This window comes from Micromonospora sp. WMMD964 (assembly GCF_029581455.1).
Taxonomy (GTDB): Bacteria; Actinomycetota; Actinomycetes; order Mycobacteriales; family Micromonosporaceae; genus Micromonospora.
The window spans coordinates 6,740,541-6,758,541 of sequence record NZ_CP120860.1 but is presented as its reverse complement, the minus strand read 5'-3'; the positions used below and the strand labels follow the sequence as shown (position 1 = coordinate 6,758,541).

The window sequence follows — 18,001 nt, the reverse complement described above, 5'->3', positions numbered from 1 at the left end:
GGCGCCCGTGTCCGGTTCACCACCGGACGCGGGCGCCGTCCGCGTTTAACCCAGTTTCCGCCCGACCGCCGGCCATTCCGGCCGCCCGGTCCGGCGCGCACCGTCGAAGGAGCATCCGCAGCATGAGCAGCGAGCGTCTGGCCGGCCTCCTCGACGAGTACGCGGAGCTGGAGAAGCGGCTGGCCGATCCGGCGATCCACGCCGACCAGGCCACCGCCCGCCGGGTCGGCCGCCGGTACGCCGAGTTGGTGCCGCTGCACAAGGCTGCCGGCGAGCTGGAGCAGGCTCGCGCCGACCTCGTCGCGGCTCGCGAGTTGGCCGCCGAGGATCCGGCCTTCGCGGGTGAGGCGGAGTCCATCGCCGCGTCCCTTCCGGTGCTGGAGGAACGCCTCGCCGAGTTGCTCATCCCCCGCGACCCGCACGACGCCAAGGACGTGATCGTCGAGATCAAGGCCGGTGAGGGCGGCGAGGAGTCGGCGCTGTTCGCCGGTGACCTGCTCCGGATGTACACCCGCTACGCCGAGCGGCACGGCTGGGTCACCGAGGTGATCGACGCACAGGATTCCGACCTCGGCGGGGTCAAGGACGTCTCCCTGGCGATCAAGACCAAGGGTGTGCCGGACGGCGGCAACGGCGTCTGGTCGCGACTCAAGTGGGAGGGCGGCGTGCACCGGGTGCAGCGCGTCCCGGTGACCGAGTCGCAGGGACGGATCCACACCAGCGCCGCCGGGGTGCTGGTGCTGCCGGAGGCCGAGGACGTCGACGTCACCATCGACCAGAACGACCTGCGCATCGACGTGTTCCGCTCGTCCGGCCCGGGCGGTCAGTCGGTGAACACCACCGATTCGGCGGTACGGATCACCCACCTGCCGACCGGCATCGTCGTCTCCTGCCAGAACGAGAAGTCCCAGTTGCAGAACCGGGAGCAGGCGATGCGGATCCTGCGGGCACGACTCCTCGCCAACGCCCAGGAGCAGGCCGACGCCGCCGCCTCGGACGCCCGGAAGGCACAGGTGCGTACGGTGGACCGCTCCGAGCGGATCCGCACCTACAACTTCCCGCAGAACCGGATCACCGACCACCGGATCGGCTACACGGCGTACAACCTGGATCTGGCACTCGCCGGTGAACTGGACGGGGTGCTGGACGCCCTCACCGAGGCCGACCGCGCCGCCCGGCTCGCCGGCGACACCGAGCTGACCCGCCGCTGACCGCGGCCGTGAGCTGACCCGCCGCTGACCGCGGCCGTGAGTTGACCCGCCGCTGACCGCGGCCGTGAGCTGACCCGCTGTCGGGTGCTGACCCGCGGCCCTCAGCTCGCGCGGGGGCGGGTCTTGGCGCGGAGCATCTCCCGGTCGGCCAGCTCGAACGCGACGCTGAGCGCGTCGCGCAACCCGCTGCCGCCGGAGACCTCCGCGAAGCCGATGCTCACCCCGACCGGCGTCCCCGGCACCAGTGACTCCCAGTCCTCCAGTCGGACCGCGGCCTCGATCCGGCGGGCCACCTCGGCGGCCTCGGCCATGTTGGTGTCCGGGAGCACCACCACGAACTCGTCACCGCCGTAGCGGGCGACGAAGTCGCCCCGGCGCATCACCCGGTTGATCACGCCGGCGATGCGTTGCAGCACCAGGTCGCCGGAGTGGTGCCCGTGCCGGGTGTTGACGGCCTTGAAGCCGTCCAGGTCACAGACGCCGATGACCACCCGTTCGCCCCGGGTGACCACGGCGGTGATGTACCGCTCCAGCCGACGCCGGTTGGGCAGCCCGGTCAGCGGGTCGGTCAGCGCCTCGCCCTCGAACCGGGCCGCCTCGCGGCGCATCTCCTCGTGGTCGATCCGGGCGGCGATGCCGTCGATGTAGACGTCGCGCAGCCGGTCGTTGCGCTGGGCGGCCAGCCGGAACGCCAGACGGTCGGCCCGGTGCGCCGCCAGGTGGTCGCCGGCGCGGGTCAGCGCGATGCTGCGCAGCCGGGCCGGCTCGGCCGCGCCGAGCGTCTCGTTGGACACCTGGACGGTGTCGAGTCGGGTGACGGCCTCGATCGGCCGCCCGTCGGCCACCGCGAGGCACACCTGGCCGAGCTGTCGCATGTCGCGTGCGCGGGCGCTGTCCCCACCGTGGGTGATCAACCGGGCCGGCTGGGCCTCCCCGCTGCTCTCCACCCGGTCGCCGAGTGCCGCCTGCCGAGCCGCCGCGTAGCCGTACGCGGCGAGGCTGCTCGGGCGGAGGTGGCCGGCCCGACCGGTGCGCAGGAAACGGGCCAGGTCGGAGGCCACGTCCCGGAGCACCCGCAGGCAGCCGTCGCTGTCACCGTTGTGGTCCAGCGCCACCGCGTTGCGCAACCGGATGCCCGGGGCGGCGAAGGTCTCCTCCGGGATCCCGGCGGTCACCCCGAGCTGGCGGGCCCGTTCGATGGCCCCCAGGGCGTACCCGTGGAAGCTGAGGTAGCTGTAGGCCATCGCCAGGTCGTGCCAACCCCACGCGGTGTCCCGGTCCGGGTCCTCCACCGCGCCGAGGGCGCGGGCGGCCCGGACGAGGTGCATGACGCAGCGGTCCAGCGCGCCCTGGTGGTGGGCGGCGAGAGCGGCCAGTGCGTTGAGGTGCCCGTGCAGGTACGGCTCGGCGAGGTCGCGGACCGCTGCCGACGCCTCCTCGATGGCCCGGGTGAACTCCGCGGTCCGACCGAGATTGATCAGCGCGGAGAGGCGCTGCACCATCGCGTCCGCTCGCGCCGCCGGGTCGTTGGTGGTGCGGATCACACGCTCCAACAGGACGTACGCCTCCGCTGAACGGCTGGCCTCCTGCAACGCCCGGGCGTGCGTGAGCGCATCAACCTGGTCCTCGACCCGGTCGAGCCAGCCCACCCGCCAACCTCCTGTCGTGCGCCTCGGCGCACCAGTTCGTCACGTCGCCCGCGACGCTTCATGATTATGTCGTGAGTACTTTGCCGCAACACCCCCCCGAAGGGACAGGCCCCATCCGGCCGTCCGCCGCGGTGGCCCGGACGGCCCGGGTGCTCGCCGCCGCCGGGGTCGGCTCGGCCCGGGTGGAGGCCGAGGTGCTGACCGCGTACGTGCTCGGGGTGCCCCGGGGCCGGCTGGCGCTCGCCGACGATCTCGGCGTCGACCAGGTGGCGCGGCTGGACGAGTTGACGCGTCGTCGGGCCGGGCGGGAGCCGTTGCAGCATCTGACCGGTCGGGCCGGGTTCCGGCATCTGGAGCTGTCGGTCGGCCCGGGTGTCTTCGTACCCCGGCCGGAGACCGAGTTGCTCGCCGGGTGGGGTGTCGAGCAGGCTCGCGGGCGGCCCGACCCGGTGGTTGTCGACCTGTGCAGTGGCTCGGGCGCGATCGCGCTGGCGGTGGCTCAGGAGTTGCCGGGGGCGCGGGTGATCGCGGTGGAGCGGTCCCCGGAGGCGTTGGCCTGGTTGCGGCGCAACGCGGCGGAGCGGGCCGGGGCGGGGGACCGGCCGATCGAGGTGGTCGAGGCCGACGTGACCGCGCCGGATCTGCTGGCGGAGCTGGTGGGCCGGGTGGACGTGCTGCTGTGCAACCCGCCGTACGTGCCGGACGAGGTGGTGGTCCCGCCGGAGGTGGCCGCGTACGACCCGGCGGAGGCGGTCTTCGGGGGCGCGGACGGTCTGGCGGTGATCCGGCCGGTCGTCACCCGCGCGGCGGCCCTGCTGCGCCCCGGCGGCGCGTTCGGTGTCGAACACGACGACACGCACGGCTCGGCGGTGCCCAGGCTGCTCGCCGAGGAGGGCGGTTTCGACGCTGTCACCGAGCATCGGGACCTCGTCGGGCGGCCCCGCTTCGCCACCGCGTCCCGACGGGCGGACGGCCAGGACGCCACGATCGGGGCGGCGTGGCAGACTGACTCCTCGTGATGCTCTACGACTGCCGGTCGCCCGCCGACCGGGACCGCGGCATCGCTGCGGCGATCGAGGCGGTCAAGAACGGCGAGCTGGTCGTCCTCCCGACCGACACCGTGTACGGGATCGGCGCGGACGCGTTCACCCCGTACGCGGTCAAGGCGTTGCTGGATGCCAAGGGCCGGGGTCGGCAGATGCCGCCGCCGGTGCTGATCGGCTCGCGGCACACCCTGGACGGGTTGGTCTTCTCGCTGCCCACGGCCGCTCGTGATCTCGTCGAGGCGTTCTGGCCGGGTGCTCTGACGATCGTGATCGAGCACTCGCCGAGCCTCCAGTGGGACCTGGGTGACAAGACGGGCACGGTGGCGGTGCGGATGCCGCTGCACCCGGTGGCGTTGGAGGTGCTGCGCGAGACCGGTCCGATGGCGGTGTCGTCGGCCAACAAGACCGGGCAGCCCGCCGCGGTGACCGCCGAGGAGGCGCGTGACCAGCTCAGCTACTCGGTGCGGGCCTACCTGGAGGCGGGCCCCTGCCCGGACCCGGTGCCCAGCACGATCGTGGATCTGACCGGTGAGGTGCCCCAGCTGCTGCGCGCCGGGGCGATCCCGTTGGAGAAGCTGCGCGACGTCGTACCGGATCTCGTCGACGGTCGGGGGGTCTGAGTGCCCCCGTTCACGGTTCTGCACGTCTGCATGGGCAACATCTGCCGCTCGCCGATGGCGGAGCGGCTGCTCGCCCTGGCGGTGCGGGAGCGTTTGACGCGGCGCGCGGAGGATCCGGCCCGGGCCGAGGAGCTGGTGCACAGCCACAGCGCGGGCACCGGTGGTTGGCACGCGGGCGAGGAGATGAACCCGCCGGCGGCGCGGCAGGTGACCGGTCGTGGTGGTGACGTCGAGGGGTTCGCGGCGCGCAAGTTGCGCTCGGACCACATCGACGCCGCCGACCTGGTCCTGACCGCGACGGCCGACCAGCAGGAGTACGTGGTGGCGTTGCGGCCGGACGCGGCGGCCCGCACGTTCGTGCTCGGTGAGTTCGGCCGGATGCTGGCCGCGGTGGACGCCGCCGCGTTGCCGTCGGCCGAGGCGACCCCGGAGGCGGTGTACGCGCGGGGCGTCGCGTTGGTGGCGGCGGCTCACGACGCCCGGTTGGGGGCGTCCTCGTTGCCCACCGACGACTTGGACGACCCGTGGGGTCGCGGGGACCAGTGCTTCAGCCGGGTCGCCGACGAGATCGAGGAGACGGTCCACCCGCTGGCCGGCGCGCTGCTCCCCTGAGCCCGGTGCGAGTTTCCTCCGGGTTTGGGGAAAACCAGGGGCTAAAAGGGCATTCCGGGTCATTCTGAACGGGTCCTAGCGTGACCGGCTCCTGCGGGGAGAGCTGATGATCCGGGCCCATCTCGACAAACTGCTGACCGTGGTGATCGCCGGAGTGCTGGCCGGGTTGGTGCTGGCCGCCGCCGCCCTGCCGGCGGCGCTGGCCTTCGGGATCGGCTTCAGCAACCTGTCCACGCCGTACTCGGAGCTGCCGAACACCCTCCGGACGCCGCCGACCGCCCAGCGCTCCAACCTCTACGCCAGCGACGGCACCACCCTGATCACCTCGTTCTACCAGGAGGACCGGGTGGACGTGCCGCTGCACGAGGTGGCCCCGGTGATGCGGCAGGCGATCGTGGCCGCCGAGGACGTCCGGTTCTACCAGCACAGTGGCGTCGACCTGCGGGGCGTGGCACGCGCCTTCACCGCCAACAAGAGCGGCGGCCGGACCGTGCAGGGCGCGAGCACGCTCACCATGCAGTACGTCCGCAACGTGCTCAGCAGCGACCCACGGCTGACCGAGGCGCAGCGGATGGCCGCCACCGAGGTCACCACCGTGCGCAAACTCCAGGAGATGCGGTACGCCCTCGCGCTGGAGCGCGAACTCGACAAGGAGGAGATCCTCACCCGCTACCTGAACATCGCGTACTTCGGCGCCGGGGCGTACGGCATCGCGGCGGCGAGCAAGCGCTACTTCTCCCGGTCCCCGGCCGAGCTGACCCTGGCCCAGGCGGCGCTGCTGGCCGGCCTGGTCCGTTCTCCGGACAGCGACGACCCGATCAACGGCGACGCCGACAGCGCGCTGGAGCGGCGGGCGTACGTGTTGGAGCGGCTGGTGGAGTCGGGCCAGGTGCCGGCGGACGTGGCGGCGGCGGCTCGGGCCGAACCGTTGCGGCTGCAACCCAGCGAGACCCCGAACGACTGCACGGGGGTGCCCGAGGCGCACAACGACTGGGGCTTCTTCTGCGACTGGTTCACCCGCTGGTGGAGCAGCCAGTCCGCGTTCGGGGCGAGCGCCGACGAGCGCCAGCGGGCGCTGCGCCGGGGTGGGTTCTCCATCGTGTCGTCGCTGGACCCGGCGGTGCAGCGGGCCACCACCGAGCAGGTCCTGAAGATCTACCGGCCGACGGATGCGGAGGCGGTGCCGACCGCGGTGGTGCAGCCGGGCACCGGTCGGGTGCTGGCCATGTCGGTGAACCGCGCCTACAGCGTGCAGGACAACCCGGTGGGGCAGAAGAACCGCCCGAACACGGTCAACCAGTTGGTGGCCGGCGGTGGGGCGATCGAGGGCTACCAGGGTGGCTCGACGTTCAAGCTCTTCACCATGCTCGCCGCGTTGGAGTCCGGCCTGCCGCTGTCGACCGAGTTCGTGGCACCCACCCGACTGCTCACCCGCTTCCCGGTGACCGGGCAGGCGAGCTGCGACGGCCGCTGGTGTCCGGCGAACGCCAGCCCGTCGTCGATGGACGGCCCCCGCACCATGTGGAGCGCGTTCGGACGCTCGGTGAACACGTACTTCGCCTGGCTGACCGAGAAGATCGGCGCCGACCGGGTGGTGGAGATGGCCGAGCGGCTCGGCATCGTGCTGCGGGCCGAGTCCGACGCCGACCTGGCCCGGAACGGCGCGAAGAACTGGGGTCCGTTCACCCTGGGCGTGGCCGCCACCACCCCGCTCGACCTGGCCACCGCGTACGCCACGGTGGCGGCCGAGGGGACCTGGTGCGCCCCGCTGCCGGTGGTCTCGATCACCGACTCGGGCGGTCGGCCGGTCGACGCCGCCAAGCCGGACTGCCGCCAGGTGCTCGACGCCGACGTGGCCCGGGCGGCCACCGACGCGGCGCGCTGCCCGGTCGGCGACCAGTCGATGTACGGGCGATGCGACGGCGCCACCGCGCCGAGACTGCGCGCGCAGGTCGGCCGCCCGGTGGCGGGCAAGACCGGAAGCTCGGAGCGGTACGAGACGGAGACGGTGGTGGCGTTCACCCCGCAGTTGGCGGTCGCCTCGATGGCGGCGAACCCGGACGACCCCCGGGACGCGGTCGGTCAGGCGGTGCAGGCCCGGATGGTGGACGCGGTCGGCGAGGTGCTCGTCGTCGGGCTGCGCGACCAACCGGTACGCGACTTCGTCCCGCCCAGCGAGCGAACCGCCTTCCAGATCACCGGAGCCCGCACCGGCAACTGACCCAGGGTCGGGTCAGGGGGGCTGTTCGGCGTTGCGGGCTATGTTGCGGGCCATTCCGCCGAAGACCACCGCGTGGAAGGGGGCGACCGAGCCCCAGTAGGTGTGCCCGGCCAGGCCACGCGGCAGGAAGACGGCGCGTTGCTGGTACCGGCTGCGGCCGTCGTCGGTCGGCACCACCCGCATCTCCAACCAGGCCCGTCCGGGCAGCCGCATCTCGGCACGCAGTCGTAGCAACTCGCCCGGGACGATCTCCTCGACCCGCCAGAAGTCCAACGCCTCACCGACCTGGAGGCGGTGCGGGTCGCGTCGGCCCCGGCGTAGCCCGACCCCGCCGACCAGCCGGTCCAGCCAGCCCCGGACGGACCAGGCGAGCGGGAACGAGTACCAGCCGTGTTCGCCGCCGACGCCCTCGACGACCCGCCAGAGCGCCGCCGGTGACGCGTCAACCGCCCGCTCGCGGACGTCGGTGTAGGCGGTGCCGCCGGACCAGTCCGGGTCGCTGGGCAGCGGCTCGGCGGGCGCGTCCGGGCCGCTCGCCGTCGACCAGCGGGTCTCCACCTGGGCGTCGCGCACCTTGGCCAGGGCCAGCGCCACCGCCTCGTCGAAGCCGGTCAGCCCGTCGGGCGGGTCGGGGACGTACCGGGCGATGTCGTGTTCGTGGGCGACCGCCTCGTGGATCAGGCTCTCCACCAGGGGGCGGGCGATCTTGTTCGGTACCGGGGTGATCAGGCCGACCCAGTGCGAGGAGAGCGACGGGGTGAGCGGGCGGACCGGCAGGATGATCCGCCGCCGCAACCCGGCCACCCGGGCGTAGCGCTGCATCATGTCGCTGAAGGTCAGCACGTCCGGCCCGCCGACGTCGAAGCCCCGGTTGACCTCCGACGGCAACTCGACGCAGCCGGCCAGGTAGTGCAGCACGTCGCGGACCGCGATCGGTTGGATCCGGTTGCGGACCCAGCGCGGGGTGATCATCGCGGGAAGTCGCTCGGTCAGGTAGCGCAGCATCTCGAAGGACGCCGAGCCGGAACCGATGATCACCGCGGCGCGCAGCACCGCCGTGGGCACCCCGCTGGACAGCAGGATCCGGCCCACCTCGGCCCGGGAGCGCAGGTGCGGGGAGGGGACCTCCGCGTCGGCTGCCGGCTCCGGCCCACCCAGGTACACGATCCGGCGTACGCCCGCAGCGCGGGCCGCCGTCGCGAAGTTGGTCGCCGCGGTCCGGTCGGCCTCCTCGAAGTCCGGTCGGCCGAGCGAGTGGACCAGGAAGTAGGCGACGTCCACGTCCGCGAACGCGGCCGGCAGCGTCTCCGGCTTGCTGAGGTCGCCCTCGACGATCTCGGCGGCTTCCGCCCAGGGCACGTCCCGCAGTCGCATCGCCTTACGTGCCAGGCAGCGGACGGTGTGCCCGTTCGCGAGCAGCAGGGGCGTCAGCCGCCCGCCGATGTACCCGGTGGCTCCGGTGACGAGGCATCTCACGGCTCCCAGTCTGCGGCGTCCGAGGGCCTGTTGCACAAGAACTGGCCGGCCTGCGGCGGGCCCGGACGACGCCCGGCGGCGTTGCGGTCACGCCCGGATACGACACCGGTATCCGGACGTGACCGCGCCTTGCCGGATCGCCGCCCGGACTCCGCCTCGGCTCGGCCGCCCTTGTGCAACAGGCCCTAGACTCGTTCGCTGTGGAGACCGAGACGAGCACCTTCTGGGGGCCGGATTTCGCGCAGCTCAGGGCCACCGACCCGGAGATCGCCGAGGTGGTCCTCGGTGAGCTGGACCGGTTGCGGGGCGGCCTTCAGCTCATCGCCAGCGAGAACCTGACCTCGCCGGCGGTGCTGGCCGCGCTCGGTTCGACGCTGACCAACAAGTACGCCGAGGGTTACCCGGGTCGGCGCTACTACGGCGGTTGCGCCGAGGTGGACCGGGCGGAGGAGATCGGCATCGCCCGGGCCAAGGAACTCTTCGGTGCCGAGCACGCCAACCTCCAGCCGCACTCCGGGGCGAGCGCCAACCTGGCCGCGTACGCCGCGTTGGTGCAGCCGGGGGACACGGTGCTGGCGATGGACCTCCCGCACGGCGGCCACCTCACCCACGGCAGCCGGGTGAACTTCTCCGGCAAGTGGTTCCACCCGGTCGGTTACCCGGTCCGGCCGGACACCGAGCTGATCGACTACGACGAGGTCCGGGACCTCGCCCGGGCCCACCGGCCCAAGCTGATCATCTGCGGTGCCACCGCGTACCCCCGGTTGATCGACTTCGCCCGGTTCCGGGAGATCGCCGACGAGGTCGGCGCGTACCTGATGGTGGACGCCGCGCACTTCATCGGCCTGGTCGCCGGCCGGGCGATCCCGTCCCCGGTGCCGTACGCCGACGTCGTCTGCGCGACCACCCACAAGGTGCTGCGCGGGCCGCGCGGCGGCATGATCCTGTGCCGCGAGGGGCTGGCCCAGCGGATCGACAAGGCGGTCTTCCCGTTCACCCAGGGTGGCCCGCTGATGCACGCCGTCGCGGCCAAGGCCGTCGCGCTGCGCGAGGCCGCCCAGCCGGAGTTCCAGACGTACGCCGGTCAGGTCGTCCGCAACGCCCAGGCGCTCGCCGCCGGGCTGGCCGACGAGGGGATGCGCCCCGTGTCCGGTGGCACCGACACCCATCTCGCGCTCATCGACCTGCGGGAGCTGGGCGTGACCGGCGCGGACGCCGAGCGACGCTGCGACGCCGCGTCGATCACCCTGAACAAGAACGCCGTCCCGTACGATCCGCAGCCGCCGATGGTGGCCTCCGGCATCCGGGTGGGCACGCCGAGCGTCACCACCCAGGGGATGCGCGAGGGGGAGCTGCGGCAGGTGGCCACGTTGATCGCCCGTGCGGTACGCACCGATCCCGGTGCGCCCGGTGGCACCGACGAGTTGACTCGGCTGGGCGCCGAGGTGGCCGACCTGGTCGCGGCGTTTCCGGCGTACCCCCGTGGCTGAGCCCGGGGTGGTCGAGCCGGACAGCGACCGGCGCTGGCGGCTGCGGCACCTGCCGGTGTTGTTGGCCGCGTCGGTGGCGCTCGCCGTGGTCGCGGCCGTCGTCGGCGCGGTGACCGGCGGCCCGACGGCGGCGGTCGGCGCGGCGGCCGGGGTGGGCGTCACGGTGCTCAGCTACACGCTGACCACGGTGGTGCTGGCCCGGGCCGACCAGGTCAACCCTCAGCTGCTGCTCCCGCTCGGCGTGGGCCTGTATGTGCTGAAGTTCAGCCTGCTGGGTGGGGTGCTGGTGGCGGTGGCGTCCACCGGTTGGGCGGGGTTGATCCCGCTCTGCCTCGGCATCGTCGCCGGGGTGGCAGTGTGGACGGCGGTGCACATCTGGTGGCTGACCACGGTGCACGCTCGCCGGGCGCACCGCTGACCCGGCGGGTCGTCCCACTTTCTGGACGCGCGGCAATGTGTCGGCCTCCGGTCATTTTCCGACGGGCGGAAGGGGAGTAGCGTGCCCACAGACGACGGCGCCCACGAGAAGCCCACACAACGACGGTTGTGCGGGGGGTGAGGCACAGCCTCGTCTTCCCGGCTGATATCGTTCGCCCCGTCATGGCTGGTGACCAAACCCCCCGTCCCGCCGGTGAACCGGACGACCTTCCGTCCGGTGCCGGTCAGGGTTGGACCGCGCTCAGCTACCTCATCGGAGGCATGCTCGTGTGGGGTTTCATCGGTTGGCTGATTGACCAGTGGCTCGACACCGGCGGCGTCGCCACCGGGATCGGCGTCGTGCTCGGTATGGCCGGGGGCATCATCCTGGTCGTCCGCCGACTCGGCACGCCTACTTAGGAAGGGACGCGGTGTTCGGACAGGCGAACGTTCTGGCAGCGGGCCAGGCGGGATTCCCCCCCACGGTGGACGACTTCTACCTGCCCGCCATCCTGCCCTGGGGTGCGGAGAACTCGTACTGGTTCACCAAGATCACGGCGATGGTCTGGATCGCGGTCGGCGTCCTGATCATCTTCTTCCTGGCGACCTACCGGAACCCGCAGCTGGTGCCGACGAAGAAGCAGTGGTTCGCCGAGTCGATCTACGGCTTCGTGCGCAACAACATCGCCGTCGACATGATCGGCCACGCGGGCGTGCGGTTCGCGCCCTACTTCACCACGCTGTTCTGCTTCGTGCTGCTGACGAACGCGTTCGCGATCATCCCGTTCTTCCAGATCTCGCCGAACTCGCACATCGCCTTCCCGGCGATCCTCGCGGTGATCAGCTACGTGCTGTTCAACTACGTCGGCATCAAGAAGCACGGCTTCGTCAAGTACTTCAAGAACTCGCTGATCCCGCCGGCACCGTGGTACATCCTGCCGCTGCTGATCCCGATCGAGCTCTTCTCGACCTTCATCGTCCGGCCGTTCTCGCTCGCGGTTCGTCTCTTCGCGAACATGTTCGCCGGTCACATGCTCCTGCTGGTCTTCACGCTCGGCGGTTTCGCGATGCTGAGCGCCAACGCCTGGCTGGCCCCGGTCTCGGTGCTCTCCTGGGTGATGACCATCGCGCTCACCTTCCTCGAGTTCCTGGTGATCTGCCTGCAGGCATACGTCTTCACCGTCCTCACCGCCAGCTACGTGCAGGGCGCGCTCGCCGACGAGCACTGATCCACCGCACCAACCGTTGTCGTCCCGCGTGAGAGTCACGCGTGATAACCAGGAGGAACCACACCAATGGACGCTAGCGTTCTCGCCGCGGTAGAGGGCAGCACCGCCGCCATCGGCTACGGCCTCGCGGCCATCGGCCCGGGCATCGGCGTCGGCCTGGTCTTCGCCGCCTACATCCAGTCGACCGCCCGCCAGCCGGAGTCGTCCCGGATGACCCTGCCGTACGTCTGGATCGGCTTCGCCGTCATCGAGGCGCTGGCGCTGCTGGGCATCGCCTTCGGCTTCATCTGGGCCGGCTGATCCCGCCCCTAGACCGGGAGGTAACCATGTACTTCCTCGCCGCTGAGGGTGGTGAGTCCACCCACAACCCGATCATCCCGCTCTGGCAGGAGATCGTCGTCGGGTCGGTGGCCTTCGCCGTGCTCTGCTTCGTGCTGATGAAGTTCGTCTTCCCGCGCATGGAGCAGACGTTCCAGGCTCGGGTCGACGCGATCGAGGGCGGCATCAAGCGCGCCGAGGCCGCCCAGGCCGAGGCGAACCAGCTGCTCGAGCAGTACCGTGCCCAGCTCGCCGAGGCCCGGACCGACGCCGCCAAGATCCGTGACGACGCTCGGGCCGACGCCGAGGGCATCCGGCAGGACATCCTCGCCAAGGCGCGGGAGGAGTCCGACCGGGTCATCCAGGCCGGCAAGGACGCGCTCGCCGCCGAGCGGGCCACCATCGTGCGCGAGCTGCGCGCCGAGGTCGGCACCATCGCGGTGGACCTGGCCAGCAAGATCGTCGGCGAGTCGCTGGCCGACGAGGCACGGCGCAAGGGCACCGTCGACCGGTTCCTGAGCGGTCTCGAGAGCACGGGGGCCCGCTGATGCAGGCCGCCAGCCGGGAGTCGTACAAGGTCGCGGCCGAGCGCCTCGACGCGTACGTCCGCGGCGCGGAGCCGTCGGCGGTGACCTCCACCGCCGACGCCATCCTCTCCGTGGCGGGGCTGCTGCGGCGTGAGCCGCGGCTGCGCCGGGCGCTGTCCGAGCCGGCCCGGTCCGGCGAGGATCGCGGGGCGCTGCTCGGCGACATGCTGGGTGGGCGGATCGGCGCGGACGCGCTCGACCTGCTCGTCTCGCTGGTCTCCGGCCGCTGGTCGGCACCGTCGGAGTTGCTCGACGGCGCCGAGCGCCTCGGCGTGGAGGCGCTGCTGGCCAGCGCCGACAAGGCCGGCGAGCTGGGCGAGGTCGAGGACGAGCTGTTCCGCTTCGGCCAGGTGGTGACCGGTCAGCCGGCGCTCAGCAACGCGCTCGCCGACCCGGTGGCTCCGGTCGAGCAGCGGGCCACCCTGGCCCGCGAGCTGCTCGCCGACAAGGCCCGCCCGGTCACCGTCCGCCTCGTCGAGGCGGCGATCGGCGGGTTCGGGGGACGCTCCTTCAGCGGGGCGCTCACCCGGCTGGTCGAGCTGGCCGCCGACCGGCGCGACCGGCAGGTGGCGTACGTGACCGTCGCGGCCCCGTTGAGTGACGAGGACGAGCGTCGGCTGGGTGCGAGCCTCACCGCGATATACGGTCGAGAGGTGTCCGTCAAGCAGACGGTCGACCCCGCCGTTCTCGGTGGCGTGAGCGTCCGGGTCGGTTCCGACCTGTACGACGGCACCATCCTGCGCCGCCTCAACGAGACCCGCAACGCGCTCGCGAAGCGCTGAGCGGCTCCGCCGCCCAGCGGCTGAGCGGTTCAGCCGCCCAGTGTCGGGGCGGTTGTGCCGCCCAGCGCATCCGGGCGGCACCGCCGCCCAGCGCCCGGATTGACAGACGCCATTCGGACCGGTTGGTACTAGGTATCCCGGGCCCCTGAATTTTAAGGAAGCAGAGGATGGCCGAGCTGACCATCTCGACGGAGGAGATCCGCGGCGCCCTGGAGCGCTACGTCTCCTCCTACTCGTCCGACGTCTCCCGCGAGGAGGTCGGCACCGTCGCCGACACCGGTGACGGTATCGCCCACGTCGAGGGCCTGCCCTCGACCAAGACCAACGAGCTCCTGGAGTTCGAGGACGGCACGCTCGGCGTGGCGTTGAACCTCGACGTGCGGGAGATCGGCGTCGTCGTCCTCGGTGACTCCGCCAAGCTGGAGGAGGGGCAGCGGGTCAAGCGCACCGACCGGGTGCTCTCGGTTCCGGTTGGTGACGCCTTCCTCGGCCGCGTGGTCAACGCGCTCGGCCAGCCGATCGACGGCCTCGGCGACATCGCCGAAGAGGGGTACCGCGAGCTGGAGCTGCAGGCTCCGAACGTGATGGCCCGGCAGTCGGTGTTCGAGCCGCTGCAGACCGGCATCAAGGCCATCGACGCGATGACCCCGATCGGTCGGGGCCAGCGGCAGCTGATCATCGGTGACCGGAAGACCGGCAAGACCACGGTCGCCCTGGACGCCATCCTCAACCAGCGGGACAACTGGCGCACCGGCGACCCGAAGAAGCAGGTTCGCTGCATCTACGTCGCCATCGGCCAGAAGGCCTCCACCATCGCCTCGATCAAGGGGCAGCTGGAGGAGGCGGGCGCGATGGAGTACACGACCATCGTCGCCTCGCCGGCGTCCGACCCGGCCGGCTTCAAGTACCTGGCCCCGTACACCGGCTCGTCCATCGGGCAGCACTGGATGTACGGCGGCAAGCACGTCCTGATCGTCTTCGACGACCTGAGCAAGCAGGCCGAGGCGTACCGGGCCGTGTCGCTCCTGCTGCGTCGCCCGCCGGGCCGTGAGGCGTACCCGGGTGACGTCTTCTACCTGCACTCGCGTCTGCTGGAGCGCTGCGCGAAGCTCTCCGACGAGCTGGGTGGCGGCTCGATGACCGGTCTGCCGATCATCGAGACGAAGGCCAACGACATCTCGGCCTTCATCCCGACCAACGTCATCTCGATCACCGACGGTCAGATCTTCCTGGAGACCGACCTGTTCAACCAGGGCGTTCGTCCGGCGATCAACGTCGGCACCTCGGTCTCCCGGGTCGGCGGCGCCGCTCAGGTGAAGCCGATGAAGAAGGTCTCCGGGTCGCTGCGGCTCAACCTGGCCCAGTACCGCGAGCTGGAGGCGTTCGCCGCCTTCGCCTCCGACCTGGACAAGGCGTCGCAGAACCAGCTCAACCGTGGCGTCCGGCTGGTCGAGCTGCTCAAGCAGGCTAACTACTCGCCGTTCCCGGTGCAGGAGGAGGTCGTCTCGGTCTGGGCCGGCACCGAGGGCAAGCTGGACGACGTCCCGGTGGGTGACATCCGGCGCTTCGAGGCGGAGTTCCTCCAGTACCTGCGGCACAAGCACGAGGGTGTGCTGGCCGGCATCGCCGACAACCAGTGGAACGACGACATCACCAACTCGCTCGACTCGGCGATCGCCGAGTTCAAGCAGGTCTTCCTCAACAAGGAGGACGAGCGCACTGTCAACGACGCGCCCGCCGCTCCGCTCGAGGGCGACGAGAACCGCGAGACGGTGACCCGCTTCCGCGACGGCGCGACCGACCGCCCGGCCGAGAGCTGATCTGATGGCGGCCCAGGTACGCGTTCTTCGTCAACGGATCCGCTCGGCGAAGTCGATGAAGAAGATCACCAAGGCGATGGAGCTCGTGGCGACGAGCCGGATCGCCAAGGCTCAGGCCCGGGTGCAGGCGTCCCTGCCGTACGCCCAGGCCATCACCGGTGTGCTCACGGCGCTGGCGTCCAACGCCCGGATCGACCACCCGCTGCTCACCCCGCGCGAGCGGGTGCGGCGGGCCGGCGTCCTGTTGGTCACCAGCGACCGTGGCCTGGCCGGCGGCTACAGCTCCAACGCGATCAGGATGGCCGAGTCGCTGATCGCGCGGCTCAAGGCGGACGGCAAGGAGCCGGTGCTCTACGTCATCGGGCGTAAGGGCGTCGGGTTCTACCGGTTCCGCAACCGGCCGATCGAGGCGAACTGGACCGGCTTCAGCGAGCAGCCGTCGTTCGAGGACGCCCGCGCCGTGGGGGAGACGCTGATCAAGGCGTTCACCGCCGGTGCGGACGACGTCGACGGCGGTGCCGGCGCGGACGGCGTGCTGGGCGTGGACGAGTTGCACATCGTCTACACCGAGTTCCACTCGCTGATGACGCAGAACCCGGTCACCAAGGTCATCGGTCCGATGCAGGTGGAGGACCGGCCGCGCTCCGAGGGGCTGCTGCCGGCGTACGAGTTCGAGCCGGAGGCGGAGGCGCTGCTCGACGCGCTCCTGCCGAGGTACATCAACACGCGGATCTACGCGGCGTTGATCGAGTCGGCGGCGAGTGAGTCGGCGGCGAGGCGGCGGGCGATGAAGAGCGCCACCGACAACGCCGAAGAGATGATCGAGAAGTACACGCGTGAGATGAACTCGGCCCGCCAGGCCGGGATCACCCAGGAGATCAGCGAGATCGTCGGCGGCGCCAACGCGCTGGCCGCGTCGGGAAGTGAAGTGTGATGACTGCACCAGTGGAGACCAAGACGGCCACGGGTCGCGTGGTCCGGGTCATCGGCCCGGTCGTCGACGCCGAGTTCCCGCGCGACGCCATGCCGGCCCTGTTCAACGCCCTGAACGTCACCGTGAACCTGTCCGGCGGTGAGAAGACGCTGACCCTGGAGGTCGCCCAGCACCTGGGTGACAACCTGGTCCGTGCCATCTCGATGCAGCCGACCGACGGTCTGGTTCGCGGCGCGGAGGTTCGTGACACCGGTTCGCCGATCACCGTTCCGGTGGGCGACGCGGTCAAGGGCCACGTGTTCAACGCGATCGGCGAGGTGCTCAACCTCACCGAGGGCGAGACCCTCACCCCGGACGACCACTGGGGTATCCACCGCAAGGCCCCGGCCTTCGCGGACCTGGAGCCGAAGACCGAGATGCTGGAGACCGGCATCAAGGTCATCGACCTGCTCGCCCCGTACGTCAAGGGCGGCAAGATCGGCCTGTTCGGCGGCGCGGGCGTGGGCAAGACGGTGCTCATCCAGGAGATGATCACCCGTGTCGCCCGTAACTTCGGTGGTACCTCGGTCTTCGCCGGCGTGGGTGAGCGCACCCGTGAGGGCAACGACCTCATCGCCGAGATGACCGAGTCGGGCGTCATCGACAAGACCGCGCTGGTCTACGGCCAGATGGACGAGCCGCCGGGCACGCGTCTGCGGGTGGCGCTCTCCGCGCTGACCATGGCGGAGTACTTCCGCGACGTGAAGAAGCAGGAGGTGCTGCTCTTCATCGACAACATCTTCCGCTTCACCCAGGCCGGTTCGGAGGTCTCCACCCTGCTCGGCCGGATGCCGAGCGCCGTGGGTTACCAGCCGACCCTGGCCGACGAGATGGGCGAACTCCAGGAGCGGATCACCTCCGTCCGGGGTCAGGCCATCACCTCGATGCAGGCGATCTACGTGCCGGCGGACGACTACACCGACCCCGCCCCGGCCACCACGTTCGCCCACCTGGACGCGACCACCAACCTGGAGCGGTCGATCTCCGACAAGGGCATCTACCCGGCCGTGGACCCGCTGGCGTCCTCGTCCCGGATCCTCGCCCCGGAGTTCGTCGGCCAGGATCACTTCCAGGTCGCCACCGAGGTGAAGCGGATCCTGCAGCGCTACAAGGACCTGCAGGACATCATCGCCATCCTCGGTATCGAGGAGCTCTCCGAGGAAGACAAGATCACCGTGGCCCGGGCCCGGCGGATCGAGCGCTTCCTGTCGCAGAACACGTACGCGGCGGAGCAGTTCACCGGCGTGCCGGGCTCGACGGTCCCGATCAAGGAGACCATCGAGGCGTTCCGCAAGATCAGCGAGGGTGAGTACGACCACTTCCCCGAGCAGGCGTTCTTCATGTGCGGCGGCCTCGAGGACCTTGAGAAGAAGGCTGAGGAGCTGATGAAGGGCTGACCAGCCCGATCGGATCCGTAACAAAAAGACTGCCCCGGCAATGCCGGGGCAGTCTTTTGTTCATGTTCGCGTCCTATCATCGTCGCGGTCCGTTACTGGTGCTCGTCGCTTCCGAGCAATCCGAGATACGGTCGGTTCCGCGCTCACCCGAAC

The 18,001-nt window shown here is 71.0% G+C and carries 17 protein-coding genes; 15 read left to right on the top strand and 2 right to left on the bottom strand.

Annotation, left to right across the window (positions count from 1 at the left end; all coding sequences use genetic code 11):
• Positions 1-122 precede the first annotated feature (122 nt).
• Positions 123-1,211, top strand: coding sequence for a peptide chain release factor 1 (gene prfA / locus O7616_RS30810; RefSeq protein WP_282256910.1), 1,089 nt, complete (start codon positions 123-125; stop codon positions 1,209-1,211).
• Positions 1,212-1,312: 101 nt separating this feature from the next.
• On the opposite strand, the gene O7616_RS30805 is transcribed toward prfA, so the two are convergent.
• A complete protein-coding gene (locus O7616_RS30805) occupies positions 1,313-2,860 on the bottom strand; it encodes a GGDEF domain-containing protein (RefSeq protein ID WP_282305095.1) in 1,548 nt (515 codons plus the stop codon).
• 71 nt (positions 2,861-2,931) lie between these two features.
• On the opposite strand from O7616_RS30805, the gene prmC reads away from it, so the two are divergent.
• From prmC to O7616_RS30785, 4 genes are all read left to right on the top strand, one after another.
• Entirely contained in the window at positions 2,932-3,879 is a 948-nt protein-coding gene (gene prmC / locus O7616_RS30800) for a peptide chain release factor N(5)-glutamine methyltransferase (RefSeq protein WP_282256912.1), read from the top strand.
• Entirely contained in the window at positions 3,879-4,526 is a 648-nt protein-coding gene (locus O7616_RS30795) for an L-threonylcarbamoyladenylate synthase (RefSeq protein WP_088987874.1), read from the top strand. Before prmC ends, O7616_RS30795 begins: the two co-directional genes overlap by 1 nt.
• Positions 4,527-5,138 carry a phosphotyrosine protein phosphatase gene (locus O7616_RS30790; RefSeq protein ID WP_282256913.1) on the top strand — a complete coding sequence of 204 codons (612 nt, stop codon included), beginning with the start codon at positions 4,527-4,529 and terminating at the stop codon, positions 5,136-5,138.
• A 106-nt stretch (positions 5,139-5,244) separates the two neighbouring features.
• Complete coding sequence (locus tag O7616_RS30785; protein ID WP_282305094.1) at positions 5,245-7,359, top strand: transglycosylase domain-containing protein; 2,115 nt, start codon at positions 5,245-5,247, stop codon at positions 7,357-7,359.
• Positions 7,360-7,371: 12 nt separating this feature from the next.
• Here O7616_RS30785 and O7616_RS30780 read toward each other — a convergent pair whose 3' ends face one another.
• Positions 7,372-8,835, bottom strand: coding sequence for an SDR family oxidoreductase (locus O7616_RS30780; protein WP_282305093.1), 1,464 nt, complete (start codon positions 8,833-8,835; stop codon positions 7,372-7,374).
• Positions 8,836-9,035: 200 nt separating this feature from the next.
• Between O7616_RS30780 and glyA the strand changes: the two genes are divergently transcribed.
• The 10 genes from glyA (at position 9,036) to atpD (ending at position 17,848) form a co-directional block, all read left to right on the top strand.
• Positions 9,036-10,325, top strand: a complete 1,290-nt coding sequence (glyA, locus tag O7616_RS30775; protein WP_282305092.1) for a serine hydroxymethyltransferase — start codon at positions 9,036-9,038, stop codon at positions 10,323-10,325.
• Positions 10,318-10,743 (top strand): hypothetical protein, encoded by a 426-nt coding sequence (locus O7616_RS30770; RefSeq protein WP_282305091.1) that lies wholly within the window; start codon positions 10,318-10,320, stop codon positions 10,741-10,743. The genes glyA and O7616_RS30770 overlap by 8 nt, the downstream gene beginning before the upstream one ends.
• A gap of 182 nt (positions 10,744-10,925) precedes the next feature.
• Positions 10,926-11,162, top strand: a complete 237-nt coding sequence (locus O7616_RS30765) for an AtpZ/AtpI family protein (protein ID WP_282256918.1) — start codon at positions 10,926-10,928, stop codon at positions 11,160-11,162.
• Between the two features lie 11 nt (positions 11,163-11,173).
• Positions 11,174-11,971: a F0F1 ATP synthase subunit A gene (gene atpB / locus O7616_RS30760; RefSeq protein ID WP_282305090.1), complete on the top strand. Its 798-nt coding sequence runs from the start codon at positions 11,174-11,176 to the stop codon at positions 11,969-11,971.
• A gap of 66 nt (positions 11,972-12,037) precedes the next feature.
• On the top strand, positions 12,038-12,271 hold the full coding sequence (locus O7616_RS30755) for an ATP synthase F0 subunit C (RefSeq protein WP_030488047.1): 234 nt from the start codon (positions 12,038-12,040) through the stop codon (positions 12,269-12,271).
• A gap of 26 nt (positions 12,272-12,297) precedes the next feature.
• Positions 12,298-12,837: a F0F1 ATP synthase subunit B gene (locus O7616_RS30750; protein WP_139582689.1), complete on the top strand. Its 540-nt coding sequence runs from the start codon at positions 12,298-12,300 to the stop codon at positions 12,835-12,837.
• The gene (locus O7616_RS30745; protein ID WP_282305089.1) at positions 12,837-13,658 is read left to right on the top strand and encodes a F0F1 ATP synthase subunit delta; all 822 of its coding nucleotides are present in this window, start codon (positions 12,837-12,839) and stop codon (positions 13,656-13,658) included. Before O7616_RS30750 ends, O7616_RS30745 begins: the two co-directional genes overlap by 1 nt.
• A 167-nt stretch (positions 13,659-13,825) precedes the next feature.
• Positions 13,826-15,478, top strand: coding sequence for a F0F1 ATP synthase subunit alpha (gene atpA / locus O7616_RS30740; protein WP_282305088.1), 1,653 nt, complete (start codon positions 13,826-13,828; stop codon positions 15,476-15,478).
• A gap of 4 nt (positions 15,479-15,482) precedes the next feature.
• On the top strand, positions 15,483-16,412 hold the full coding sequence (locus tag O7616_RS30735; protein WP_282305086.1) for a F0F1 ATP synthase subunit gamma: 930 nt from the start codon (positions 15,483-15,485) through the stop codon (positions 16,410-16,412).
• The gene (atpD, locus tag O7616_RS30730; RefSeq protein WP_282256924.1) at positions 16,412-17,848 is read left to right on the top strand and encodes a F0F1 ATP synthase subunit beta; all 1,437 of its coding nucleotides are present in this window, start codon (positions 16,412-16,414) and stop codon (positions 17,846-17,848) included. The genes O7616_RS30735 and atpD overlap by 1 nt, the downstream gene beginning before the upstream one ends.
• Positions 17,849-18,001 lie beyond the last annotated feature (153 nt).